Origin of the sequence: Corynebacterium freneyi, assembly GCF_030408835.1 — a bacterium.
GTDB classification, from domain to species: domain Bacteria; phylum Actinomycetota; class Actinomycetes; order Mycobacteriales; family Mycobacteriaceae; genus Corynebacterium; species Corynebacterium freneyi.
Window position 1 is genome coordinate 2177493 of the sequence record NZ_CP047357.1, and the last position, 23959, is coordinate 2201451.

Here is a 23959-nt window from a genome sequence, read left to right on the forward strand (position 1 = left end):
GATGAGAACGGAACAGACGACGCGGAGGACGACATGGCCGGCGACTACGATCCCGACACCACCGGAGATTTCGACGAGAACACCCTCGACGGTTCCGAGGGACTCGACGCCGACCTCATGACCGGCGACGGCGAGAACTACGTCATGACCCCGCCGGACCGCTGGCGCGGCGCCGAACCCCACGACACCCTCGACCGCCGGCTCGCCGAGGAAAAGCCCGACATCGACCCGGACGACGACCCCGACGCGGATCCGGAACTGCGCTACGGCGACGTCGACGGCCACGAACCCTTCGAGTTCGGCGAGCGCGGCAACCGCGACCCCGACCGCAGCCGGCGACTCGGTTACACCGACAACTGACGGCGGATCGTCGTCACGCGAAACGGCCCCGGGCCCGGCCCCGTTGCGTATCATTTCACCCATGAACGCGACCACGACCGACACCGACCGCGCCACCGGCGCGCAGGACATCCGCAATCCCCTGACGCCCGACGTCGTCGAACGGCTGCTCAAGCGCGCATCCGTCGCGGGCTCGGAAACCCGCACCATCACCTCCCCCTTCACCGGCGAGCCCCTGGCCGACGTGCCCGTCGGCGATGCCGCCGACGTCGAGCGCGCCTTCGAACGCGCCCGCTTCGCGCAGGCCGCCTGGGCCCGCGTCCCCGTCACCTCGCGGCGCGAGGTCCTCCACCGCTTCCACGACCTGGTGCTCACCCACCAGGACCAGCTGATGGACATCGTGCAGGCCGAGACCGGCAAGAACCGCGCCTCCGCCTTCGAGGAAGTGCTGCACGTCGCCATCACCGCCCGCTATTACGGCAACCAGGCCGAGGCGCTGCTCAAGCCCGCCAAGGCCCACGGCGCCCTGCCCGTGCTGTCCGACACCACCGTCCACCACCACCCCAAGGGCGTCGTCGGCGTGATCAGCCCGTGGAACTACCCCCTGACCCTGGCGATCTCCGACGCCGTCGCCGCGATCATGGCGGGCAACGCCATCGTGCTCAAGCCGGACTCCACCACCCCGTTCTCGGCGCTGGTGGCCGTCGACATGCTGTACCGCGCCGGGCTGCCCGAGGACGTCGTCCAGGTCGTGCCCGGCCCCGGCTCCGTCGTCGGCCAGGCGATCGTCGCCAACGCCGACTACCTGATGTTCACCGGCTCCTCCGCCACCGGCAAGGCGCTGGCCCAGCAGTGCGGCGAGCGCCTGATCGGTTTTTCGGCGGAGCTCGGCGGCAAGAACCCGCTGATCGTCGCCGAGGACGCCAACGTCAAGGCCGCCGTGGAGGGCGCCCGCATCGCCAGCTTCACCAACTCCGGCCACCTGTGCGTTTCCATCGAGCGCATCTACGTCGCCGACGCGGTGTGGGATGAGTTCGTGCCCGCCTTCGCCGACCGCACCAACGCCATGAGCCTGGGCCCCGGTTACGGCTGGGACGTCGAGATGGGGTCGCTGCAGTCGCAGGGCCAGTTCGACATCGTGCAGAAGATGGTCCACGACGCCGTCGAGGCGGGCGCCACGGTGCTCGCCGGCGGCCGCGCCCGCCCGGATCTCGGCCCCCTGTTCTACGAGCCGACTGTGCTCACCGACGTCCCCGAGGGCGTCGAGCTGCTCACCGAGGAGGTCTTCGGCCCGGTCGTGGTGGTCCAGCGCGTCGCCGACGTCGACGAGGCCATCCGCCGCGCCAACGATTCCCGCTACGGCCTCAACGCGTCGCTGTGGTGCTCGCCGTCGCGGGCGAAGTCGCTGGCGCCGAAGATCCAGGCCGGTTCGGTGAACGTCAACGATGGTTTCGCCGCGACGTTCGCCTCCGTCGACGCCCCGATGGGTGGCTTCAAGGAGTCCGGCGTCGGCCGTCGGCAGGCTGCCGAGGGTCTGCTGAAGTACACCGACGCGCAGACGGTCACCGTCCAGCGGTTGTCGCCGATCGCGCTGCCGATGCTGGAGCGCGAGACCTACGCGAAGGTCTTCACCACCGCACTGAAGCTGGGCAAGAAGTTCGGCGTGCTGCCATAGGAAGCGCCCGCCAAGCAGCCCCGCGCACTGACGCCCCCCCCCCCCCCCGGGCCGGTGATCATTCATCGGCCCGGGGTTTTCCCAACGGTGCCCCCGGCGAGACTCGAACTCGCAACTCGCGGATTTTAAGTCCGCTGCCTCTGCCAATTGGGCCACGGGGGCTTGACGACGTCCCACGACCAGCGCGGGCCGTCGCAAAGCACAAAAAGGCCGCCGCAGAGAACATCACCGTCATAACCGCATAACGCAACCTCCTCATTCCACGCGCACGACGGAGCCACGGTAGGCGGCAGGCCCGATCCCGTGAAAGCTGGAAAACGCACGCGAGAAAGCCGAAGTCTGCGAGTATCCCAGGTCGATCGCAATGCGCCGTAATGGCATACCCTTAGCTATTTTCGCCTTGGCCAACGTCATTCGCCGGATCATTGCCCATTCGGAATACCGAACGCCCGTAGCCTGCTGGAACCACTCACTCGTGGCGGAGGCGGAAACGCCCGTAAGGCGGGCGACCTCCGCCAGGGACGCCGTGGCCCAGCGCGCGTCGGCGATGTCCACCAGCCATTCGGCTGACAGCGATGTGTCCGGATCTCGTTGGCGTCCAGCCAGGACATCCGATTGCACACGCCGTTTCGCACCGCGCGGGGCGCCCTCCCACCGAGTTATGCCCCCGACGATGTCAAGGACGCTGACCGCCCACCCACCTTTCGGCTTGAGCTGCGTATACGAGGAAACGACCCGATGCAGCAGAATCTCCTCCCACTCCGCATCCGTAGGCACCGAAAAGGCCACTCGCGGCGGCTGCCCGACGATCCCAGCCGGGATATACCCCAGCGGCAAAGCCAGGGCACCGGCATCGACGGCCACCTCCACCGGCGATCCGGCAGGCAACACGGCGACGTCACCCCTTTTCAAGCCAAGCGTTTTTCCCGCGATCCGCACCGTTGCTGTACCCCGGAACATCCACAACACAACGTGAGCACCATTGATCCGCACGCCGGTGTGTCCAAGCGGAATGGCGGGCACCCCCACACTCGACAGACAATTCTCAGCGCGATTCACCACTTTCTCACGTGTAACGACGGGTTGCTCGCGACCGGACCGTTCCGGACGGAACGCGCTGGGCGGCATGCCGAACCTCAAGCGGAATGCCTTCGATAGCGCCCCAGGCCCGGAATACCCGACACGATGAGCTGTCCACCCGACCTCCTTGCCCAGGCGCAAGAATTCAGAAGCAGTCTGCAACCGGGCTTCCGCTCTCCACGCAGACGGAGACATCCCCGTTTCGTCCAAGAAGCGCCGGTGGAGGGTGCGCTCGCTTATGCCCCTCGCCCTCGCAAGTTCATGCAACGGGGGACAACCGGCCAAATCCGCCATCACCGCTTCGGCGACGGCACGGGCCTGTGGACTATGCGGCAGAGGAAGCGTCAGACGGTCGGGGGAACTCCTCGGTTCCGGAAGCTCCGGCTGCCCGTCTCGTCGACGGACAGATTCGCCAGGGGGCACCGCGCGTTCGACCGCCCCCAACAGCGCGTCGCTGAAACCATGGTGCCCGGCGGCCAACTGCAGATACCCGAGGTTCATCGCGAACTCGTAGATGAGCCTGTCCGTCATCGCTTCCGGCACATTCAGGACTTGCAGTGGTGCCGCCGCAACGGGGGACTCGCCGGCGGTGCGCAGTTCAACTGGGATGACCACCGAGCCCCGCGAAACCTCAATACCAAGGGATTGTCCGCGGGCGACAAGTGCGGCTGCCCCGGCGTGGACGCGAACGCGGTTCCCATTTGCGCGGACATCGGCCTGCCCGGTGCGCACCCACACCAACATCGGATGGTGGCAAACCCGTCTGGCCAGCGTTTGAGCGGGCACACCGATTCTTCGAATGCGATCCACGTCCCCGACCTCGAGCGTCACCTATTTCTCCGTCCTCCCACCACGCAGCACCACTGTCATCCAAATGGCAACTCAGGATAACTTAATCAGATAAGGACACCCTACACTGGCGAAATCGCGGGGTTCAATGTCTGCCCCAGGCACTTGACCCCGTGTTTTTCCGCTACGACCAGGAAAGGCCCCATGTCTATTCCCCTCATCAGGCTTGCCGTCGCCGCAACGACGGCCGCTGCGCTTCTGCTCAGCGGTTGCACCACTGAGTCCGACAGCACCGAAACCCCAAACAGTGCAGCAGCGGACGCAGCCACCGGCGAATGGCCACGCACCTTCGACCACGAAGCGGGTTCCGTCACCCTCGAGTCTCAACCCATGCGGATCGTCTCCACTTCCCCCTCGATTACGGGGTCACTGTTGGCCATCGATGCGCCAGTGATCGCAACCGGCACCCCGCCGAAGACGATGCTCACCGACGACAACGGCTTCTTCGTCCAATGGGCGGACGTTGCCGTCGAACGAGGCGTGGAAGTCGCGTACTCAAATTTCGATGTCGACCTCGACGCCATCGATGCCCTGGAACCGGACCTGATCATCGGCTCCTCCAGCGGCGGCGACGCCACCATCGATGAGTTCGACCAACTGTCGGACATCGCGCCCACGGTCATGCTCAACTACGGTCAGCCGTCCTGGCAGGATCTGACCACCATGCTCGGCGAGCTCACTGGCCGCGAAGAGGAAGCCACCGCCGTCATCGACGAGTTCGCTTCCTGGGTCGGGGAACAATCAGGACGTGTGGCCCCGCCAGCCAAGCCCGTGACCGTCATGTCCTACCTCGGTGCGGAAGGAGCGTGGGTCTTGGACCAAGACAGCGCTCAGGCCCAACTCCTCCAGGAACTCGGCTTTACCTACGCGGACCTCCCGGAACGACTTGGCGATGGTGGACCAAACGGGGTCACTGTGGTGACCCAGGAGAACATCCCGGACGTGTTGGCCGACAGCGGCGCGGTGTTCCTGCTGCCCAGCGGTGGGCCGGTGGCGGTCAAGGATTTCACCGGCAATCCGCTGTTCGCCGGCATCCCGGCGGTGAAGGAAGAACAGGTTTACTCACTGGGCGATCATTCGTTCCGCCTGGACTACTACAGCGCCAAACTCACCGTCTCTCACATCGTGGACTTGTTCGCCCGATGAGCCAGCGCAGCTGCCCGCAAGCGATGCGATCCGCCGCCCCAGTGACGGACATGCGGGCCCGGAACAAGCTCATGGTGGGCATCGCCGCAGTTGTTTTCACCGTCGCCGCAGTCATGAGCCTGTGGTTCGGGTCCAACGGCATCGCACCCGGCACGGTGGTCGGCGCACTATTCGCCTTTGACCCAGCTGATTCGGAGCATTTGATCATCGTAGAGTCCAGAGTGCCGCGCCTCGTACTTGGCATTGCGGTTGGCCTCGCGCTCGGGATGGCCGGAGGGGTGATGCAGTCACTCACCCGCAATCCCCTGGCTGACCCTGGTGTCTTCGGAATCAACTCGGGCGCCGCCGCCGCCGTCGTCGCCGCGATCACCTGGTTCGGCGCAACCTCGGTATCCCAGTACATCTGGTTTGCTTTCGGTGGCGCGACCATTGCCGCAGCCGTGGTGTTCACCGTCGGTGCCGCGCACCGCGAATCCGCATCGTCGGGCCGCCTCGTTTTGGCGGGAGCGGCATTCTCCATGTCCGCCGGGTCGCTTACGGCGATGTTGCTCCTCGGCAACGACCACACATTCCAGCAATTCCGATTCTGGACGGTCGGTTCATTGCAGGGACGGGACATGGAGGTGGTGTTCACCATCACCCCCTTCATCGTGGCGGGCGCCCTATTGGCGCTGGCGCTGGCGGGCCCTCTCAACGCGCTGTCCTTGGACGACGATTCCGCCCGCAGCGTGGGCGCGAGCCTTCCGCTGATCCGCTGTGCGGCGGGCTTGTCCGTGATACTTCTTGCGGGCGCTGCAACGGCGGCCGCCGGGCCGATCGCCTTCATCGGGCTGGCGGCACCGCACATCGTTCGCGCGGTCCTGGGACCGGACAATCGACGAGTGCTGCCCGGCATCGCCATCGCAGCTCCAATCCTGCTCGTCGTCACCGATGCGATCGGAAAGATCGCCGCAGCCCCACAAGATCTGCAGACGGGCATCGCCACCGCGCTTTTCGGCGGGCCTCTGTTAATCGCACTTGTGCGCTCGTCGGCGGTGATCCGGTCATGAACACCGCAGTTGTCCGGAGGCCCACCCGACTGGTCCACCCCCGTTTGCCACGACCGTTCGTTCTCGGTGCCATCACCGTCGCATTCATCGCAGTCATCGGTTACGCGCAGTTGACGCTGGGCAAAATCGACCTATCGCCGGGTGAAACGTGGCACGCCATTTTTGGCCAGGGTGAGCCGCGGGCAGTCCGGTCAGTACAATCCCGCAGGCTCCCGCGTCTGATTACGGGATTATGCGTCGGAGCCGCACTGGGCGTGTCCGGGGCGGCGTTCCAGTCAATTTCGCGCAATCCGCTGGGTTCGCCGGACATCATCGGGTTCACCGCTGGCGCGGCGACGGCCGCGACTGCGCAGATCCTCTTCTTTGGTGGAGGAGTCTCTGCCACCGCAGCCGCGGCATTACTAGGCGGCATTGCCACAGCCGCAGCCATCTATGTCCTGGCCCTGCGGGGCAGGCAAGTCGGCGGTCCCCGGCTGATCCTGGTGGGCATCGGGGTCGCCGCTACACTCGCGGCGATCACCGATGTCTTGATCGTCCGCGCGGATGTCCACGACACAGCCCTAGTCCAGCAGTGGAACGCAGGATCTCTCAGCGGACGAGGCTGGCCCCATGCGCTTGCAGCACTGGCCACGGTGGCCATCCTGGTGCCTTTCATGGCTGTTATCGCCCGGCGGCTGTCTCTGATGGAAATGGGGGACGACACCGCCGTTGGGCTGGGCGTCGCAGTCGAACGTGACCGGCTCGCCGGCATCGCGGTCGGCGTATTGCTCATCGGTGCCGCCACGGGGCTCACCGGACCGATCGCCTTTATTGCGCTGGCCGCACCACACATCGCACGCTTCGCTGTTCGCGGGCCCGGAGTTCCGGTATTCGGATCCATGCTCGTTGGTGCCGTGCTGCTGGCCGGCGCCGATGTCGTTTCCCAATTCGCGGATATGGGCGTGCGCACCCCCGTGGGACTGGTCACCGGGTTCCTGGGCGGCATCTATTTGATGGGGCTGGTAACCCGCTTGCCGTGACAACCGCGCCACAGGCGGACCGCCGTCATCCCCCCCTCTCAACCAACACTCAACCACCACGATTTCGGGCAGCACTGCACCTGATCACGAGAAAGGAGACCACCGTGGGAAAGGAAACCGCCTTGCGAAAGGGGACACCCACGCCGCCAGATCCGGGGGCGCGACCCGCGCCTGAGCTGCGGTGCACCGCCATGACGCTAGGCTACGCGGCTGCGCCCATCTTCTCCGACTTGTCCCTGAGCATTCCGCCCGATGGGTTCACCGTCATCATCGGACCCAATGGCAGCGGAAAGTCCACCCTGTTGCGCGCGCTGGCACGCATGTTGCGCCCAGCACATGGCACCGTGATCCTCGACGGCACCGACATCCTGTCAATGCCGACGAAGGCCGTCGCCCGTCGCCTCGGACTCCTGCCCCAATCCCCCTCTGCTCCACCGATGATCACCGTATGGGACCTTGTGCGCCGCGGACGTTTTCCACATCAAGGCATAATGGGCGGAACGTCGCGCGCCGACCGCGAGGCCGTCGCAGCGGCACTGGACGAGGTCGGGCTGGCAGACCTGGCGCACCGCCCCGTCGACGAACTCTCGGGTGGGCAGCGCCAGCGCGCATGGATCGCCATGTTACTCGCGCAACAAACGCCGATCATCCTGTTGGACGAACCGACCACGTATCTCGACATTGCCCACCAGCTGGGCGTACTCGACTTATGTTCCCGACTCCATGACTCCGGGCGGACGATGGTCGCGGTTCTGCATGACCTGAATCTGGCCGCTCGATATGCGACGCACGTCATCGTGGTTGCCGATGGTCGAATCGCATCTTCGGGTCCCCCTGAAGAAGTGATCACCAAACCGATGTTGCAAGAAGTCTTCGGTCTTCAGGCCGCAGTCACGCCCGACCCGTGGAATGGCCGCCCTTTGGTAATTCCCCGGGACTCCCGTTCGTACGTCCCCGTCGCCGCAGCGGCCACGCGCATAACCACCACCGACGTTTGAGCGGAAGCACCGACCTCCGCAGCAAACACCGCCGCTCCCCCACGAACCACAGCGGCTACCCGAACAGATTGAAAGAGATAGAGGAACATGACTTCACACGATCGGCCAACCCCCGTTCGTCTCGACAACGCCGCCGACCATGACCGGGACATCAAGGAGTACCGGGCGACGATCACGTCGGTGACCCGCCCATCGCCCTCGATTCTGCGCATCGCTGCCCACCTGCCGGGCAGCCAAGCAGTTCCGGAATGGTCCCTGCCCAACGTCGCGATCCGCTTTTACCTGGACGAACGCTACGACCGGCACACCCGCGTGTACACCGTCCGCGAGTATGACGCCGACTCTGAAGAGGCCATCATCGATGTCGTGCAGCATGGGACCGAAAGTCCGATGATGCGCTGGTCCCGCGACGTGGCCGCCGGTGACGTGCTAGTGCTCACTGGCCCGCGCCCTCATGCGGTGGTGCCGCGGCCCAAGTCTCGGCGGGTGGTGCTTTTCGCGGACGACACGGCGATCCCGGCACTGGCAGCGCTCCTCGACCAGTGGCCGGCGGGCTACTGGGGGACGGCGTGGGCCTGCACGTCCGATCTTGCGGCGGTCGCGGAGCTCCATCGGCCAGCGGGCGTCGAGATCATCCATCTCGATCCTGCCCACTCGCCCGATGCGGCGCCGTTGGCGTCGGCGGCTCTCGGTCTCGCCGATCCTCGCGGGCTGGGGGTGTGGGCAGCTGGAGAGCGCGACGAAATACGAACCATCCGCCGGCATTTCCGCCGCACTGTGGGTCTGCCGAAAGAGGATGTCGCGGTGTTCGGCTACTGGAAGCGCGGGGTTTCCAACACGGATATCGACCGACATCGCAAAGAGGTCTACGAACGGCTCGCCGCAGAAGGCCGCGGCATGGAGTCCGTCGACGACCTATCGTTGCCGATCTGAATCCGCTGCAGATCATGCCCCGAAACGGTGCCCCCGGCGAGACTCGAACTCGCAACTCGCGGATTTTAAGTCCGCTGCCTCTGCCAATTGGGCCACGGGGGCTTGACGACGACCCACGCACCACGCGGGCCGTCGCAAAGCAAAAAGTCGCGGGAAACCCGCCCAGCCGTGCCGGCAGGCGGGCACCTGCGCGGCGCCGGACGGGACCTAACCTTGCGCGCGGGCCAGGCGCTCGTCGACCAAACCGGCGACGATGCCGTCGAGAATATCCTTCTCGCTGACGTGGAACTCCAAGGGCACCGCATCCCCGCGGGAACCCTTCTCCTTCGCCGCGCCATTGACCGCCTCGAACATGTCCATCAAACCGTCGATGACCATCACCCCGCCGGCGAAAACATCGGCGCGACCCGGATGCATGACCGGATTCTCCGCCAACGTCCGACGATCCGTGGCCAACACCGACTGATTCAACGACCGCAACGCACTGAAACGCAACGTCGACAGGTGAATCGCCGACGGATCGTACGTCTCCAGACCCTGCGCCAACGCCGACAACGTCGTGTACGTGCCCGCGCAACCCACGATCGTGCGCGCCCCCGCCACCGGCACCTCCGCCAGCACCCGCTCGACCTGACCGGCGACGTAATCATGCGCCCGCTTCAGCTGCTCCGGCGTCGGCGGCGAATCGACGAGGAAACGCTCCGTCAGACGCACGCTGCCCATCGGCACCGACGCCGCGGCATGCACCGTGCCGTCGTAATCGCCGACGACGACCTCCGTCGAACCGCCGCCGACGTCGATGACGCAAAACGGCCCCTCCTCCGGGTGGAAATCGTCGACCGCACCGCGAAACGACAGCGCAGCCTCCTCGTCACCGGAAATGACCTGCGCCTCCACGCCCCAATCGGCGAGGATCTCGCGGGTCATGGAGAAAAAATCGTCGCGGTTCGACGCATCGCGCGACGCCGACGTCGCCACCATCCGCACCGCCTCCACGCGCTCGACGCGCATGAGCTCCGCGAAACCGGTCAGTGCCTCGCGAACGCGCTGCAAGGCGGCGTCGGCCAGACGACCCGTCGCGTCAACGCCCTCGCCCAAACGCACGATCTCCATCACGCGATGCAGCTCGGTGAGCTCCAGCACGCCATCGTCGCCGCGGCGGACGTCGGTGATGAGCAGGCGAATCGAATTCGTGCCGCAATCCACGGCCCCGAAGCGGGTCATCCGTCGCTCCTCTCGATGCCGAGGTCGGCGCACGTCGGCCAGTCCGCCGGAATCGCCGTGCCGCGCAGGCCCGTGCCCTCGGCGGCCAACGCCACCGCCTCAGTGCCCAAGCGGAAATGGTCCGGCCCCTCGGCCAGCGCATAGGCGATGAGCACGTGCAGGCACTTCACCCGATCCGGCATGCCGCCGCCCGAAAAATCGGTGCCCAAATCCTCGATGGCGTTGCGCTCGCGCAGGTAGTGCTCGTGGGCGGCGCGGTAATCCGCGGCCAGCTCCTCGTCCTCCAGCAAACGCGCCGACATGTCCCGCATGACGCCGGCGACCTCGAGGCGCGACGCCTCGGCCGTCAGCCTCGGATCCGTCAGGTAGTGCAGCGTCGGAAACGGGGTGCCGTCGTCCAGGCGCGGGGCCGTCTTGACGACGCCGGGCGCGCCGTCCGGGCAGCGGTAGGAGATCTCCAGAACGCCTCGCGGGGCGCGGCCGAGCTGAACGGCCACGGCCTCCAGGTCTGCGGGGTCTACGGTCACGGCGATCCTCCTGTCCCCGCCGGCGGGCGGCCGGGGTGATTCACGGGCTTGTCATAAAACTCTTGCCGTACGACGACGGCGGCGGCCACGTCCCGAAAAAAAGGCACCGGCCGGGTGGCAACCTTACCGGCATCGGGACCCATTATTCGACGTGGGGCTCCGCCTCCGGCCCGGGTTCCGGCTCCGGTTCGGGGACGGTCGGCAACCGATCCGGGCGGGTCGCCTCGTCGCGGGCCGGGTTGGCGGGCTTCTCCTCCTCCGGCGGCAGCGACACCGAATCCCACAGCTGCTCGTACCAGGGCTTCGCCGGCGCGGCTTCCTCGCCGACCGGGTCCTCCCCCGAAACCGCGCCGAGGGCGGGGTCGATGATGCGGAACGGGGTCTCCCCCTCCTCCACCAGGCCGAGCCGAATGCGGGCCTGCTCCTTGATGTAGGCGGGGTCGGAGAAACGCTCCTTCTCCGCCTGCAGCTCGCGGGTACGCTCCTCCATCCGGGCGATGTTCTCCCGGGTCTCCGCCAGTTCGGCGCGTTGTTCGGCGAACGTCCGCAGCGGCATGGCCAGCGTGAGCACCAGGAACACCAGCAGCGCGGCCATCGTCAGCGTCTGGCCGGTCGTCAGCGACCCCAGGCCGCCGCCCGCCCGCCGATTCGACGCGGGCGCGGCGGTCGTCCCCCGCCCTCGGCGGCCTCGCGCTGTTGTACCCATGCCCGGAATCATACCCGCCGGGCCATGCCGAAAGGGGCCGGGTCGATGAACGACCCGGCCCCTTTTTCTCGGCCGACCTCCGGCTCACCCCGCCCGCCCGTCATCGGGCCGGGGCGGGGCGCCGCAGTCGCCTACTTATCGTCGCCTACTTCTTGAAGCGCGGGAACGCGGAGCGGCCGGCGTAGACCGCGGCGTCGCCGAGCTGCTGCTCGATGCGCAGCAGGCGGTTGTACTTGGCCACGCGCTCGGAGCGGGCCGGGGCACCGGTCTTGATCTGGCCGCAGTTCAGGCCGACGGCCAGGTCGGCGATGGTGGTGTCCTCGGTCTCGCCGGAGCGGTGCGACATCATCGACTTGTAGCCGTTGTTGTGCGCGACGGCGACGGCCTCGAAGGTCTCCGACAGGGTGCCGATCTGGTTGACCTTGACCAGCAGGGCGTTGGCGGCGTTCTTCTCGATGCCCTCGGCCAGGCGGGCCGGGTTGGTGACGAAGAAGTCGTCGCCGACCAGCTGGACCTTGTCGCCGATCTGCTTGGTCAGCTCGACCCAGCCGTCCCAGTCGTTCTCGTCCAGCGGGTCCTCGATGGAGACGATGGCGTACTCCTCGACGAGCTCGCCGTAGACCTTGGCCATCTCCTCGGCGGTGTGCTTGCCGCCCTCGAAGTTGTAGACGCCGTCCTCGTAGAACTCCGACGACGCCACATCGAGCGCCAGGGCGACGTCCTCGCCCAGCTTGTAGCCGGCGGCCTCGATGGCCTCGTTGATCAGGTCCAGGGCGGCGCGGGTGGAGTCGACGGAGGGGGCGAAGCCGCCCTCGTCGCCCAGGCCGGTGGACAGGCCCTTGTCCTTGATGACCTTCTTCAGCGAGTGGTAGACCTCGGCGCCGACGCGCAGGGCCTCGGAGAAGGTCTCGGCGCCGATCGGGGCGATCATGAACTCCTGGACGTCGACGCCGGAGTCGGCGTGGGCGCCGCCGTTGAGGATGTTCATCATCGGCACGGGCAGGACGTGGCCGTTGGGGCCGCCCACGTACTGGTACAGCTCCAGGCCGGCGGACTGGGCGGCGGCGTCGGCGACGGCCATGGACACGCCGAGGATGGCGTTGGCGCCGAGCTTCTTCTTGTTGGGGGTGCCGTCCAGATCGATCATCAGCTTGTCGATCTTGCGCTGGTCGTCGGCGAACTCGCCGAGCAGCTCGTCCTGGATGGCCTCGAGGACGTTTTCGACGGCCTTCTGGCAGCCCTTGCCGAGGTAACGGTCGCCGCCATCGCGCAGCTCGTAGGCCTCGTGCTCGCCGGTGGAGGCGCCGGAGGGCACCATGGCGCGGCCGATCGAGCCGTCTTCCAGTGCGACCTCGACCTCGACGGTCGGGTTTCCGCGGGAGTCCAGGATTTCGAGCGCGTTCAGTCCGATGATGGGGGCAGCCATATGTCACCTTTCCGCCGGAACCCTTCCGGCCACATGCTTCCGATTGTGGCACGTTTGCGCGGATCGCGCCGCCGCGGGAACCCCGGTTTCGAACCCCGATGGGGGGCGGCTTGACGACGACGCCCGCCGGGCGGCCCGAACGGCCGTCAGGCGGGTTGGTTCAGGGCGTAGTTCGCCGCGGCGTCGCGGACGTCTCGGACGTATTCGTCGGACTGGTTGTACGACCGGATCGCCGACGTCCATCCTTCGGCGGTGGCCAGGTCGCGGCCGCCGGAGCACAGCAAACGCGCCGCGGATGCCGCCGCGTCGTCGATGTGGTGGGGGTCGGCGACCCCGTCGCCGCTGGCGTCGACGCCGTAGCGGTGCCACGTCTCGGGGATGAACTGCATCGGGCCGACGGCGCGGTCGAACTCCGGGTCGCCATCGAGGGCGCCGCCGTCGGTGTCCTGGATTTCGGCGAATCCGGGGGAGCCGTCCAGGGGCACTCCGATGATCGGCGGACGCACGACGCCGTCGTCTTCGATCTCCGCCGGCTTCATCCAGTTGCCGGTGTAGGTGCCGTGGCGGGTCTCCACCTGCCCCAGACCGGCCAGGGTGTTCCACGTCAGGTGGCATTCCGGCCAGGACTCGGCGGCGATGACTTCGGCGTTGCCGTAGGCGCGCACGGCGGCTGCGGGAATGCGGGTGGCCTCGGCGATGGGCTGCGCCCACTGGGCCAGATGATCGGAGCTGCGGCCGGGGGCGTGGACGTCGATGTGCGGTGCGGGCTCCGCCGCCGCCGGCGGGACGTTGTCCGGGATCGGCTGTTTGGAAAACGGCGCCTCCACCGGCCCGACGAACATCGTCATCGCCCCGACCATCGCGATGATCGCCAACACGGCGACCGTCGTAAAGCCAAGGCAACCGCACCCCGAATTGCGGCGCCGCCCCTTCTTCCCGGACCTGCCCCGGGCGTCACCGGACCACGACGGCACGTCGCGGCGCTTGCCACGTCGGCCGCCGCCACGGGAATCAGCGAAGTCGGACACGGGTGCCCATCCTACGGATCAGGCGGCCCGACGGGGAAAGGCCGTCACCGCATCGTGTCGACGGGCACCGACCAATCGCCGGTCGAGTCCGGACCGTCCGGGTAGTCCGGGTAGTCCTCCGGGTACTCGCTCGGGTACTCGTCCCCGGCGACGGGCTCGGCATGGTCGGCCGTGGCCTCCGCGTCGGCGGTCGGCTCCGGCTGACCCAGCGAATCGAGGTGGGCCAGGAACTCGCGCGCGACGAAACGGGTGCGGGCCTCGCAGCCCGACTCCAACTCCAGGCCCGGGGTCGGGCACATCAGCTCGACGGGGATGTCCGAATCCGACAGGCCGAGCTGCCGGGCGCGGCGGATGGCCTCCTCCGCCAGCGACAGCGCCGGCAGGTACTCGGCGGGCTGCGACCGCGGGCCTCCGCGACCGGCGGCCCACGCGGCCTCCTGCTCCTCCACCGGCATCAGCTCCGCGCCCTCGCCGATGTCGCGCGAACCGTCGAAAAGGTACGGCTTGCGCGAACGCATCTTGTCCACGAACGCCCCGGCGACGTCTTCGATGTCGAAGTCGTCGGCCACCTCCGCCTGGAACAGCACCTGCAGCAGCAGATCCGACAGCTCGCCGCGGATGTCGCCGCCCTCGTTGACGGCGTCGATGAACTCGAACGCCTCCTCGATCAGGTACGGCAGCAGGCTCGCGTGGGTCTGGCCGGCCTCCCACTCCCCCGTGCGGCGGGCGGCGGCCATCACGTCGATGGCCTCGGCCATCCGCGGGAAACGCTCGGCGTCTCCGGCCCCGAAGGCCGCGGTGCCGGACGACGGGTCGTCGTCAAGCGTCGAGGCGGACGCCTGCGAGGAGCCCTGCGGGGAACCCCCCGATGCGGCCCCGGCAGACTTCGCGTCCTCGGACCCTTCGGCGTTCTCTGCATCCGCTGCAACCGTCGCAGCCTCCGTGCCCTCGGACGCAGCCGGCGCCGACGACGGTGCCGGGGCGGCGACGGCGGCGGGCGACGGGGCGGCGACGGCGGCGGGCGACGGGGCCTCGTCGAGACCGACGCCGTACACCTTCTCCCCCGCGGCGATGCGATCAACCACCTCGTCGTTGTCGACGTCGGTGGTCACCAGCACCTCCGCCTCCGAGACGGAACGCCCGCCGGCGTCGGCGATCGCCCACCGGATGCGGATCGACACCTCTTCGGTGTAGGCCACCTCCCCCGTCAGCAGATTCGCCGCCTCCAGGGGAATTGCGGTGGGAAACCGCGGGTCCAACACGATGATGGTCATTTCCGATCCTTTCCGCCGTGAGCGCCGCCGACGATGTCCATGACGGGAATTCCCGCCATGCCGGTCAGGAAATCCGCGACCCACTGAACGAGCGCGACATCACGCACCGGCTTGGCTCGCAGGCCCTTCCCTTCCTTCGGAACGGCCACGGAAACGGTCCGCGATGCGGCCCGATACGTCGATTGCGGATGCAGGCGCTTCAAACGCACCTGCTTCGAATCGGCGAGCTCCATGGGCCCGATCTTAATGTGCGAACCCGTCGCCTGAACTTCATGCACGCCGAATTCGCGGCAAATGATGCGCAATCGGGAAATCGCCGCGAGCCGCTGCACCTCCACCGGAGGTTCCCCGTACCGGTCCGACAACTCGTCGAGGACGACGTCGACGTCCTCCAGGGCCTGCGCCGACGCGAACTTCCTGTACGCCTCCAGGCGCAGCCGCTCCGAATCGACGTAGGACGCCGGGATATTCGCGTCGACGGGCAAATCGATGCGGATCTCCTTCGGTTCCTGCGCCGACGCGTCGGGCGTTTCGCCGTCGGCGACCGCCTTCAACGCGGCGACCGCCTCGCCGACCAATCTGACGTACATGTCGAAACCGACGCCGGAAATGTGGCCGGACTGTTCCGCGCCGAGCACGTTTCCCGCGCCGCGCATTTCCAGGTCCTTCATCGCCACGGCCATTCCCGCGCCGAGATCATTGTTCTGCGCGATGGTGGACAGCCGATCGTAGGACGTTTCCGTCAAAGTCTGGTCCGCCGGATACAGGAAATAGGCGTAGGCGCGTTCGCGGGAACGGCCCACCCGGCCGCGCAGCTGGTGCAGCTGCGACAGGCCCATGTGGTGGGCGTTTTCCACGATCAGCGTGTTGGCATTGGCGATGTCCAGGCCGGTTTCCACGATCGTCGTGCACACCAGCACGTCGAACTCGCGGTCCCAGAACCCCTGGACGGTGCGTTCGAGCATGTCCTCGCCCATCTGGCCGTGAGCGACGACGACGCGGGCCTCCGGCACCAGGTCGCGGACCTTCTGGGCGGCCTTGTCGATGGTGCTGACCTTGTTGTGCAGGTAGAACACCTGGCCGTCGCGCAGCAGCTCGCGGCGGATGGCCGCGGCGATCTGCTTGTCCGACTGCGCGCCGACGTACGTCAGCACGGGATGGCGGTCCTCCGGCGGGGTGAGGATCTGGCTCATCTCGCGGATGCCGGCCATCGACATTTCCAGGGTGCGCGGGATCGGCGTCGCCGACATCGTCAGCACGTCGACGTGGTTGCGCAGCGCCTTGATGTGCTCCTTGTGCTCGACGCCGAAGCGCTGCTCCTCGTCGACGATGACCAGGCCCAGCTCCTTCCACGTCACGCCGGTCTGCAGCAGACGGTGGGTTCCGATGACGATGTCGACGGTGCCCTCGGCCAGCCCCGTGATGATCTCCTTCGCCTCGCGCGTCGACGTGAAGCGGCTCAGGCCTCGGATGGTCACGGGGAAGCCCTCCATGCGCTCGGAGAACGTCGCCAGGTGCTGTTGGGCCAGCAGGGTCGTGGGCACGAGCACCGCCACCTGCTTGCCGTCCTGCACCGCCTTGAACGCGGCGCGCAGGGCCACTTCGGTTTTGCCGTAGCCGACGTCGCCGATGAGCACGCGGTCCATCGGCGCGGGCTTCTCCATGTCGGCCTTGATCTCTGCGATGGCGGTGAGCTGGTCCTCGGTTTCGGCGAAGGGGAAGTTGTCCTCCATCTCCGCCTGCCACGGCGAGTCGGGCGCGAAGGCGTGGCCCGGCGCGGCCTGCCGCTCGGCGTAGAGCTTGACCAGTTCCTCGGCGATTTCGCGGACCGCGCCGCGGGCCTTGCGTTTGGTGCTCTTCCAGTCGGAGCCGCCCATCTTCGACAGGGTGGGTTTTTCGCCGCCGACGTAGCGGGTGAGCTGGTCGAGGCTTTCCATGGGCACGTAGAGCTGGTCGGGCGGCCCGCCGCGTTTGCCGGAGGCGTATTCCAGCACGACGTATTCGCGCCGCGCCATGTCATCGCCGGTGCCGATGGTGCGTTCGGTGAGTTTGACGAATCGCCCGATGCCGTGGGTGTCGTGCACGACGTAGTCGCCGGCGGTGAGGGCCAGCGGGTCGACGCGGTTGCGGCGTTTGGCGGGTTTACGGCGTCCGCCGCCGATGTCGGTGACCCGGTTGCCGGTGACGTCGGCTTCGGCGATGACGGTCAGTGCGCCGCCGTCGGTGCGGGGGAACACCAGGCCGCCGTGGCTGACGCCCTGGTAGACGGTGATTCGTCCGGGTTCGGGCTGTTCGGGGCCGGTGGCGATGCGGCAGGCGATGCCGGCCTCCCGGAACTTTTCGGCTTGACGACGAACGCCGGCCGGCGTGCCCGCCACATAGGCGACTCGTTGGCCGTCGACCGTGGCTTGACGCAGCTGGGCCATCATGGCGCCGATGGCCTTGAGGTCGCCGCGCGGTTCGGGGCCCGGCTCGTAGGTCAGGGGCAGGACGTCGTCTTCGGTGACGCCGCCGTCGAGCATGCCGGGCGGGGACATCGTCCACCAGGGGGCGCGGCGGACGTCGTCGATGTGTCGGTAGGCGCTGGCCTCCAGTCCGTCGGACGGGATCGGCGCGCCGCCGCCCATCGCCGCGGTTTCCCATGCGGCGGCCATGAACTCTTCGCCGGTGGTGATGAGGTCCGCGGCACGCGAACGAATGCGTTCCGGCCCGCACAGCAGCGTGTGGGCGCCGTCGGGAAGCAGTTTCGTCAGCGGCACCAGGGGCCGGTCGGTGAGCAACGGGATGAGGGCCTCCATCCCGTCGACCCATTGCCCTTCCGAAATGCGCACGAGCATCTCCTGCACGTCACCGGAACGCTCGCCGGCGAGTTCCCCGGCGCGCGCCCGAACGTCGTCGTCGAGAAGCAGGGCCCGGCAGGCGTGGACGTCGACGGCGCCCAACGGTGCGGCGCCCTCCTCCTCGGAGATGGTGCGCTGGTCGCCGACGGAGAACAGGCGCAGTTCCGTGATCTCGTCGCCCCACAACTCCACGCGAACCGGGTTGTCGGCCGTGGCGGGGAACACGTCGACGATGCCGCCGCGCACCGCGAACTGGCCGCGGCGGCCGACCATGTCCACCCGTGAGTAGCCGTGGCTTTCGAGCTTTTCCGGCAGGTCCGGCACTTCCGCGTCGACGGCGAGGCGGATCGGTTCGGCTCCATCGTCGAGCACCGGCTGCACCAGGGACCGCACCGCCGCGACGACGACGCGGACCTTCCCCGACTTCATCCCGGCCAGCACCGCCCGGCGCGTGGCCACCGTGTCCACCGCCGGCGACAGCCGCTCGTGCGGCAGCGTCTCCCACGACGGGAACATCGCCGCGCCCTCGCCGAGCATCGCACGCAACTCCGCGGTCAGATCCTCCGCCTCCCGGCCCGTGGCGGTCACCGCCAGCACGGGGGTTTTCGCCGCCAGCGCCGCGATGAGGTACGGGCGGACGCGGTCGTTGCCGGTCAGGTGCAGCTCCGGGTCGCCGAGATGCTTGACGACGCCGCGCAGCTGCGGTTCACCCGCCACCACCTGGGCCAGCCCCGACAACGGGGCGACCATCGGCACGGCCTTGGCGTTTTTGGTGTTGTTCACGGTCCTCGCGATCATCTGCTTTTTCGTGCATGGGTCGGGTGGGCGGCGGGTCGGGTGCAGCCGTCAGCCACGGTCGTTGAGACGGCGGACCCGGTCGGCGGGATCGGCCTCGGCGCCCGCCCCGAGCACCGCGCCCTCTTCGGCGGCGGGGCCCTCGACGTCGCCGCGCAACACCGGGTGAGACTCCATGCCGGCCAGCCCGTTCCAGCACAGGTTCACGATGTGCGCCGCCACCGTCTCCCGGTCCATCGCCGGGCCCTCCCGCGACCCCGTGCGCTCGTCCAGCCACCACTGCGCCGTCTGCGACACCATGCCCACCAGCGCCTGCGAATACAACACGGCATGGGACTCGTCGAGCCCCGCACGGGCGAACGCGGCGCCCAAAATATGGGACACCCGGCCGGTGGCGTTGCCCAGCAACGTCGCCAAGCCCGACGTCGACGCGGGATCACGGGCGAGAATGGTGAACCCGTCCGTGTGCTCCTCCACGTACTCGAGCAAACCGACCACCGCCCGCTCGATGCGGGCACGCGACCGGCCCTTCGAAATCGACTCGGCGATGACGCGCTCCAGACGCTCCATCTCCTCGGCCACCACCTCGCGGTACAGGCCGTCCTTCGTGCCGAAATGCTCGTACACCACCGGCTTCGACACCCCCGCCCGGGAAGCGATCTCCTCCATCGACGTGCCATCGAGGCCACGCTCGGCGAACGCCCCGCGGCCGACGTCGAGAAGCTGCCTGCGACGTTCCGGCCCGCTCATGCGCCTGCGAACGTCGTTTCCCGGATTTCCCATGCCCCAGAGCCTATCGAAGCCGCGCCGGACCGCCCGACCACGGTCCACCACCTCGATTGCGGGATGCCGCACCGGAAGTTGCTAGTCTGATGCGCGGTGCACGCACGCGACGACCGCGAGCAGCCGGCGATGGAAAGCACCGACATCGCCCGCCTGGTCGAACCGATCGTCCCCGGGCAGCACCGGTCCCCCGTGGTGTAATGGCAACACTCCTGATTTTGGTTCAGGCATTTCAGGTTCGAGTCCTGGCGGGGGAGCCGGACGACCACCCCCGTTGACCTGCTTAAATGCAGGCCAGCGGGGGTTTTCGGTTTTTCGGACGGGGGTATCTTTACGCCTCTTTACGCCTGTTTCTGCGTCTTTGTGAGCCAAAAGTGAGCCAAAAATGAGCCACGGAATCGCGGCTGCCCACCGCTCCCCCGCGGTGATGAACGCGCCGCTCAAATGCGAAAACGGCCCCGACCGCTGCCCGTCAAAGGGGCGGCGGCCGGGGCAGTGCTCGTGCGGTGACCGTGCGTCACGACGTGTCCGGAGGCTCGCGCGGGTACGGGCCACCGTCCGGGAACACAATGTGGACGACGTCGTCCGGGATCAACTCCAGCGACGGTGGCCGCGGCTGAAGGTGCAGGACCGTCCACTCCTCGCGAGCGCGGATATGACTGGCAAGGCGTCGGACGAGTTTCCACGCCTCGGCCCGCTCATCAGCCAACCGCGCCAGCTCTTTTCCCTGCGCGTCGATCTTCTCCGTCGCCTCATCGGTGCGCCGCCGTTCTGCATCGAGGTCGCGCCGAGTCTTCTCGCCCCGGCGGCGTTCCTCGTCGAGATCTTTTCGGGTCTCGGTCAGGTCCTCCCGGATTCGTGAGAGGTCCGAGCGCAGTTCGGTGGTCAACGCTTGCAGGCCGGCAAGATCTGCGTTTCGTTCTTCAAGGCGGATCTTCTCCCGTTCCAACTCCAGCTTCTCCTCGTCGGCCACCCGCTGGAGTTTCAACTTTTCGTCGGCGTTGCGGGATTCCCGCCAGGCGCGCACCCATGCCGCGGCGGCGAGGACGACTCCACCGACGCCGGCGGCGATGCCACCCGGCCCGAACCACAGCTCGACGCCGAAGATCGACGTCTCCGGCTTCATCCCGAAAAGCGCCCTCTAAGCCGTTACCGCCGCTGCGTTGCCGACCTCGGTCGTGCAGAACATCATGCGCGCAGCCAAGAACTCGGCGTCGGAACTCCTGCCGGACTTAATCGACGTTCTTTCGGTCGAGCAATGCGCCCGCCTGACGTACGAGATCCTCGATATTCTTGAAGAACAGGGCGTCGACGTCGAAAGGCTGCTGACCGAATACGACGAGAAGGCCGGCGACGGCGGCATGCAATCCGACGACCTCGCCGCCCGGCGCGATTCGAACACCCCGCCCCGTTCCATCCGGAACGTGGTGGATGATGACGACCCGACGGCCGGCATCGACCCGCAGCGGTACGCGGCGCATCTGAAGACCGACAACATCGACATCGACACTGGGACTGGCAGGCCGGGAACGCGTTCCGAGCCTGTGACCAGTGAATGTCCTAGATTTAATGGGCCCTTCCGGTTTTAGAGTGCGTTGATCTTGGCCTGGAACCCTCCGGAGTGGATCAGTGACCGCAAGATGTAGTGGTTGAGGTTCCTGAACCCGAGTGCGATGCCACGCAGGTGCTCCAACCGTCCGTTGATGGCCTCGACGGGGCCATTGGAAGCGCCGGTGTCGAAGTACGCGAGGATCTCGGCCCGTCGTTTCCACATCGTCCGGCCCAACTGCCCCAGCTCCTGGACCCCGGCGGGAAGATCTTTCCGGATCCGGCACATGATTTTGTACATCCACCTCTTCCCGACCCGACGGTCAGGATGCTCATAGGCTGCGATGATGTCCTGATACGTCCAGTGCGTGACATCCACAGCCGTGTGCCGCTCATCAGCGAACACCGCGTCCAGCTTCGCTTTCTGCCTGTCGGTCAGCAGTCCCATCCGGGTTAGCAGGATCCGACGCACCCCGTACAAGGGATCCCCTGACCGGCCGCGATGCCCACAGGTGTCCTGTTGGATCCGCTGCCGGGTCATAGTCAGCTTGTCGGCGGCCAGGTGCACGACGTGGAACGGGTCCATCACCTTCCTCGCCTTCGGCAGCTGCTCGGTGGTGGCGGTGTGGTAGCCGGCGAATCCGTCCATCGCCACGACTTTCACCCGGTCGCGGAAGGACTTCTCCCGGGCGGCGAGCCAGCGGCGCAGCACCTCAGCGGATCTGCCCGGCACCATGTCCAACAGCCGGGCGGGCCCGGTGCCGTCCACGTTCGGCGTCAGGTCGACGATGACGGTGACGAAACCGGGAGTACCGTCGCCGCGGCGGTGTTTCCATTTGTGCTCGTCCACCCCCAGGACGCGGACTCCGGCCAGGTGGGTGGGATCAGCGTAGATCAGCTCCCAGGCCTGTTCGAGGGCTACCTGGTTGACCAGATCCCAGCCGATGTCCAGGGACTTCGAGATCGCGGCAACGCTCATGCGGTCAATCGCCAGGCGCTGGAGGATCCAGCGGGTGCAGCGGTCGGTGAGCTTGGCTTTCCGCTTCGCGCACACGAGTTGCTGTTGAAAGATCTTTGTCGCACAGGCGGTGTTGGTGCAGGTGAAACGGGGTAGCCGGATCCGTAACCGGGTGGGATGCCCGACGACGGGCAGGTCCACGAGTTCACGGATCCGGTGATCACGCAGCCGGCCTTTCATCCCGCAGGCCGGGCAGGAGGCATCCTGTTCCACCGGGCGGCAGGTGATCCACGTGTGGCGCTCATCGATCGCGGCGCCCGTGATGGTCAGGCCGAGTTCAACGGTCCGGATGATGGTGTCAGCAATAAGAGACGTAGAATCGGGCATAGGTCCTCGGGGCGAAAGATGGTTGTGTAGGAGCTTTCATCTTCGCACCAGGGACCCCTATATCTTGTGGTGGGTCCCGATCCTCATACTTGGTACCTCATCCCGGCTACGCACCCCAGATCCGGAAGAGCCATTTAATGTTGTACCGAGTAACTACAATCCAGAGGGGATCAAATGTCTATCGACCAAGCTGTGTTCGCTCTTGCCAATCGGGTTCGAGAGTTGAAGTCGATCATTGAAACCGAGGAAGCCACATAGACGGCGTTCATCATCCCTTTCATCAATGAGGTTCTCGGGTACGACGTCACCGACCCGCGCGAAGTCGTCCCCGAGTGCACCGCCGACATCGGCATCAAGAAGGGCGAGAAGGTCGACTTCGCCATCAAATCCGGCGATGACTTCCGGTTCCTCATCGAGTGCAAGAAGATCGGCGAACCCCTCGACCTCAACCATGCGAACCAGCTGGTGCGTTACTTCAACGTCACCGATACCGAATTCGCAATCCTGACCAACGGCGAGGTCTACGAGTTCTACGCCCAGCTTGACGCCGCCAACCGCATGGACGAAAAACCGTTCATGACACTAAATCTCGCGGAGGTCGACACGCGCCTCTTCCCGCACTTGGAAATGTGCACCAAGAAGAAGTTCGACTATGAGACCATCGCCGCTCAGGCGGAAGAGCTGAAGTACGTCGCCGAGCTGAAGAAGGTCCTCTCCGCGCTGTTCCGCAGCCCCGACCCCGAGTGGGTACGAATGATCGCCGCGCGCGTCACGACCCGGCGAATGACCGCGGCAAACCTCGAGACGTTTACCAGGCTCGTCGCCGTCGCCTCGAACCAGTACCTGAAGGACGAAGTCAACCGTCGACTGCGTTCCGCACAGGCCCTCGAAGACGCCGTTGACGAACCGGCCGTTCCCGCCGCACCTGCAGCCCCCACCCCCGAGGTCGAGGAGCCCGAGGACGGCATCGTGACCACCGAAGAAGAACTCGAAGCCTTCGGCATCATCCGCGCCATCTGCTGCTCCGAAGTCCCCGCAACCGACGTGACCATCCGAGACGCCAAGTCCTACTGCGCCATCCTCTACCAGGACAACAACCGCAAACCCATCGCCCGGCTCCAATTCGACCGGAAGGTCCCCCGAATCATCATCTTCGACCCTGACCGTAACAAGTCCGTTCACGATCTCGACGCGATCGCCGGCATCTACGATCACGCCGAGGCTCTCCGCGAACGCGTCCGAGCGCTAGCCGCCGAAAACATCTGACGGTAACCCAACACCCACCGCCAAACAGCCTAAGCCAAACCGACGCCTTAGGAGACCGATTTGCTCGATATCCCCGACCAGTTGGCCGCTAGTATGGGACTGCACGTCG

The 23959-nt window shown here is 66.8% G+C and carries 19 protein-coding genes, 3 tRNA genes and 1 pseudogene; 10 read left to right on the forward strand and 13 right to left on the reverse strand.

What is annotated here, in order from left to right; translation table 11 throughout:
- Positions 1–33: 33 nt before the first annotated feature.
- Entirely contained in the window at positions 34–360 is a 327-nt protein-coding gene (locus CFREN_RS09695; RefSeq protein ID WP_035123116.1) for a hypothetical protein, read from the forward strand.
- Between the two features lie 61 nt (positions 361–421).
- Positions 422–2014: a succinic semialdehyde dehydrogenase gene (locus CFREN_RS09700; RefSeq protein ID WP_209652265.1), complete on the forward strand. Its 1593-nt coding sequence runs from the start codon at positions 422–424 to the stop codon at positions 2012–2014.
- An 88-nt stretch (positions 2015–2102) separates the two neighbouring features.
- Here the strand turns inward: CFREN_RS09700 and CFREN_RS09705 are convergent.
- Positions 2103–2176: transfer RNA gene (locus tag CFREN_RS09705), tRNA-Leu, on the reverse strand.
- 93 nt (positions 2177–2269) lie between these two features.
- Complete coding sequence (locus CFREN_RS09710) at positions 2270–3925, reverse strand: helix-turn-helix transcriptional regulator (RefSeq protein ID WP_209652262.1); 1656 nt, start codon at positions 3923–3925, stop codon at positions 2270–2272.
- Between the two features lie 162 nt (positions 3926–4087).
- Here CFREN_RS09710 and fepB point away from each other — a divergent pair, with 162 nt between their 5' ends.
- The 5 genes from fepB (at position 4088) to CFREN_RS09735 (ending at position 9088) form a co-directional block, all read left to right on the forward strand.
- Positions 4088–5089 (forward strand): Fe2+-enterobactin ABC transporter substrate-binding protein, encoded by a 1002-nt coding sequence (gene fepB / locus CFREN_RS09715; protein WP_209652260.1) that lies wholly within the window; start codon positions 4088–4090, stop codon positions 5087–5089.
- Positions 5086–6138 carry a FecCD family ABC transporter permease gene (locus CFREN_RS09720; RefSeq protein ID WP_244979498.1) on the forward strand — a complete coding sequence of 351 codons (1053 nt, stop codon included), beginning with the start codon at positions 5086–5088 and terminating at the stop codon, positions 6136–6138. The genes fepB and CFREN_RS09720 overlap by 4 nt, the downstream gene beginning before the upstream one ends.
- The gene (locus tag CFREN_RS09725; RefSeq protein WP_209652258.1) at positions 6135–7157 is read left to right on the forward strand and encodes a FecCD family ABC transporter permease; all 1023 of its coding nucleotides are present in this window, start codon (positions 6135–6137) and stop codon (positions 7155–7157) included. The genes CFREN_RS09720 and CFREN_RS09725 overlap by 4 nt, the downstream gene beginning before the upstream one ends.
- Positions 7158–7348: 191 nt before the next feature.
- The gene (locus CFREN_RS09730) at positions 7349–8155 is read left to right on the forward strand and encodes an ABC transporter ATP-binding protein (RefSeq protein ID WP_209654557.1); all 807 of its coding nucleotides are present in this window, start codon (positions 7349–7351) and stop codon (positions 8153–8155) included.
- A gap of 87 nt (positions 8156–8242) precedes the next feature.
- Positions 8243–9088, forward strand: coding sequence for a siderophore-interacting protein (locus CFREN_RS09735; RefSeq protein ID WP_209652256.1), 846 nt, complete (start codon positions 8243–8245; stop codon positions 9086–9088).
- A 28-nt stretch (positions 9089–9116) separates the two neighbouring features.
- On the opposite strand, the gene CFREN_RS09740 is transcribed toward CFREN_RS09735, so the two are convergent.
- From CFREN_RS09740 to CFREN_RS09780, 9 genes are all read right to left on the reverse strand, one after another.
- Positions 9117–9190, reverse strand: a tRNA-Leu gene (locus tag CFREN_RS09740).
- Between the two features lie 105 nt (positions 9191–9295).
- Positions 9296–10312, reverse strand: coding sequence for a Ppx/GppA phosphatase family protein (locus tag CFREN_RS09745; protein WP_209652254.1), 1017 nt, complete (start codon positions 10310–10312; stop codon positions 9296–9298).
- Positions 10309–10839 carry a DUF501 domain-containing protein gene (locus tag CFREN_RS09750; RefSeq protein ID WP_035123119.1) on the reverse strand — a complete coding sequence of 177 codons (531 nt, stop codon included), beginning with the start codon at positions 10837–10839 and terminating at the stop codon, positions 10309–10311. The genes CFREN_RS09745 and CFREN_RS09750 overlap by 4 nt, the downstream gene beginning before the upstream one ends.
- Before the next feature lie 142 nt (positions 10840–10981).
- Positions 10982–11545 carry an FtsB family cell division protein gene (locus tag CFREN_RS09755; RefSeq protein WP_070519256.1) on the reverse strand — a complete coding sequence of 188 codons (564 nt, stop codon included), beginning with the start codon at positions 11543–11545 and terminating at the stop codon, positions 10982–10984.
- 145 nt (positions 11546–11690) lie between these two features.
- Entirely contained in the window at positions 11691–12971 is a 1281-nt protein-coding gene (eno, locus tag CFREN_RS09760) for a phosphopyruvate hydratase (protein ID WP_035123120.1), read from the reverse strand.
- 146 nt (positions 12972–13117) lie between these two features.
- Positions 13118–13819: a lytic transglycosylase domain-containing protein gene (locus CFREN_RS09765; RefSeq protein ID WP_425321492.1), complete on the reverse strand. Its 702-nt coding sequence runs from the start codon at positions 13817–13819 to the stop codon at positions 13118–13120.
- A 224-nt stretch (positions 13820–14043) separates the two neighbouring features.
- The gene (locus CFREN_RS09770; protein ID WP_209652252.1) at positions 14044–15273 is read right to left on the reverse strand and encodes a MazG nucleotide pyrophosphohydrolase domain-containing protein; all 1230 of its coding nucleotides are present in this window, start codon (positions 15271–15273) and stop codon (positions 14044–14046) included.
- Complete coding sequence (mfd, locus tag CFREN_RS09775; RefSeq protein WP_209652250.1) at positions 15270–18911, reverse strand: transcription-repair coupling factor; 3642 nt, start codon at positions 18909–18911, stop codon at positions 15270–15272. Before mfd ends, CFREN_RS09770 begins: the two co-directional genes overlap by 4 nt.
- Positions 18912–18959: 48 nt before the next feature.
- Entirely contained in the window at positions 18960–19691 is a 732-nt protein-coding gene (locus tag CFREN_RS09780; protein ID WP_244979497.1) for a TetR/AcrR family transcriptional regulator, read from the reverse strand.
- 186 nt (positions 19692–19877) lie between these two features.
- On the opposite strand from CFREN_RS09780, the gene CFREN_RS09785 reads away from it, so the two are divergent.
- A tRNA-Gln gene (locus CFREN_RS09785) sits at positions 19878–19948 on the forward strand.
- A gap of 260 nt (positions 19949–20208) precedes the next feature.
- Here the strand turns inward: CFREN_RS09785 and CFREN_RS09790 are convergent.
- Entirely contained in the window at positions 20209–20817 is a 609-nt protein-coding gene (locus tag CFREN_RS09790; RefSeq protein ID WP_209652248.1) for a hypothetical protein, read from the reverse strand.
- A 37-nt stretch (positions 20818–20854) separates the two neighbouring features.
- On the opposite strand from CFREN_RS09790, the gene CFREN_RS09795 reads away from it, so the two are divergent.
- On the forward strand, positions 20855–21280 hold the full coding sequence (locus CFREN_RS09795; RefSeq protein WP_209652246.1) for a hypothetical protein: 426 nt from the start codon (positions 20855–20857) through the stop codon (positions 21278–21280).
- Here the strand turns inward: CFREN_RS09795 and CFREN_RS09800 are convergent.
- Positions 21277–22584 (reverse strand): ISL3 family transposase, encoded by a 1308-nt coding sequence (locus CFREN_RS09800; RefSeq protein WP_209651956.1) that lies wholly within the window; start codon positions 22582–22584, stop codon positions 21277–21279. The genes CFREN_RS09795 and CFREN_RS09800 overlap by 4 nt on opposite strands.
- Positions 22585–22758: 174 nt before the next feature.
- Here CFREN_RS09800 and CFREN_RS09805 point away from each other — a divergent pair.
- Positions 22759–23850: pseudogene (locus tag CFREN_RS09805) on the forward strand (type I restriction enzyme HsdR N-terminal domain-containing protein).
- Positions 23851–23959: the final 109 nt, after the last annotated feature.

What these genes read in the sequence shown, in the direction of transcription:
- CFREN_RS09695 (WP_035123116.1), top strand. Translation starts at nt 34, where the DNA reads ATGGCCGGCGACTACGATCCCGACACCACCGGAGATTTCGACGAGAAC.
- CFREN_RS09700 (WP_209652265.1), top strand. Translation starts at nt 422, where the DNA reads ATGAACGCGACCACGACCGACACCGACCGCGCCACCGGCGCGCAGGAC.
- fepB (WP_209652260.1), top strand. Translation starts at nt 4,088, where the DNA reads ATGTCTATTCCCCTCATCAGGCTTGCCGTCGCCGCAACGACGGCCGCT.
- CFREN_RS09720 (WP_244979498.1), top strand. Translation starts at nt 5,086, where the DNA reads ATGAGCCAGCGCAGCTGCCCGCAAGCGATGCGATCCGCCGCCCCAGTG.
- CFREN_RS09725 (WP_209652258.1), top strand. Translation starts at nt 6,135, where the DNA reads ATGAACACCGCAGTTGTCCGGAGGCCCACCCGACTGGTCCACCCCCGT.
- CFREN_RS09730 (WP_209654557.1), top strand. Translation starts at nt 7,349, where the DNA reads ATGACGCTAGGCTACGCGGCTGCGCCCATCTTCTCCGACTTGTCCCTG.
- CFREN_RS09735 (WP_209652256.1), top strand. Translation starts at nt 8,243, where the DNA reads ATGACTTCACACGATCGGCCAACCCCCGTTCGTCTCGACAACGCCGCC.
- CFREN_RS09745 (WP_209652254.1), bottom strand. Translation starts at nt 10,312, where the DNA reads ATGACCCGCTTCGGGGCCGTGGATTGCGGCACGAATTCGATTCGCCTG.
- CFREN_RS09755 (WP_070519256.1), bottom strand. Translation starts at nt 11,545, where the DNA reads ATGGGTACAACAGCGCGAGGCCGCCGAGGGCGGGGGACGACCGCCGCG.
- eno (WP_035123120.1), bottom strand. Translation starts at nt 12,971, where the DNA reads ATGGCTGCCCCCATCATCGGACTGAACGCGCTCGAAATCCTGGACTCC.
- CFREN_RS09765 (WP_425321492.1), bottom strand. Translation starts at nt 13,819, where the DNA reads ATGACGATGTTCGTCGGGCCGGTGGAGGCGCCGTTTTCCAAACAGCCG.
- CFREN_RS09770 (WP_209652252.1), bottom strand. Translation starts at nt 15,273, where the DNA reads ATGACCATCATCGTGTTGGACCCGCGGTTTCCCACCGCAATTCCCCTG.
- mfd (WP_209652250.1), bottom strand. Translation starts at nt 18,911, where the DNA reads ATGATCGCGAGGACCGTGAACAACACCAAAAACGCCAAGGCCGTGCCG.
- CFREN_RS09780 (WP_244979497.1), bottom strand. Translation starts at nt 19,691, where the DNA reads ATGGGAAATCCGGGAAACGACGTTCGCAGGCGCATGAGCGGGCCGGAA.
- CFREN_RS09790 (WP_209652248.1), bottom strand. Translation starts at nt 20,817, where the DNA reads ATGAAGCCGGAGACGTCGATCTTCGGCGTCGAGCTGTGGTTCGGGCCG.
- CFREN_RS09800 (WP_209651956.1), bottom strand. Translation starts at nt 22,584, where the DNA reads ATGCCCGATTCTACGTCTCTTATTGCTGACACCATCATCCGGACCGTT.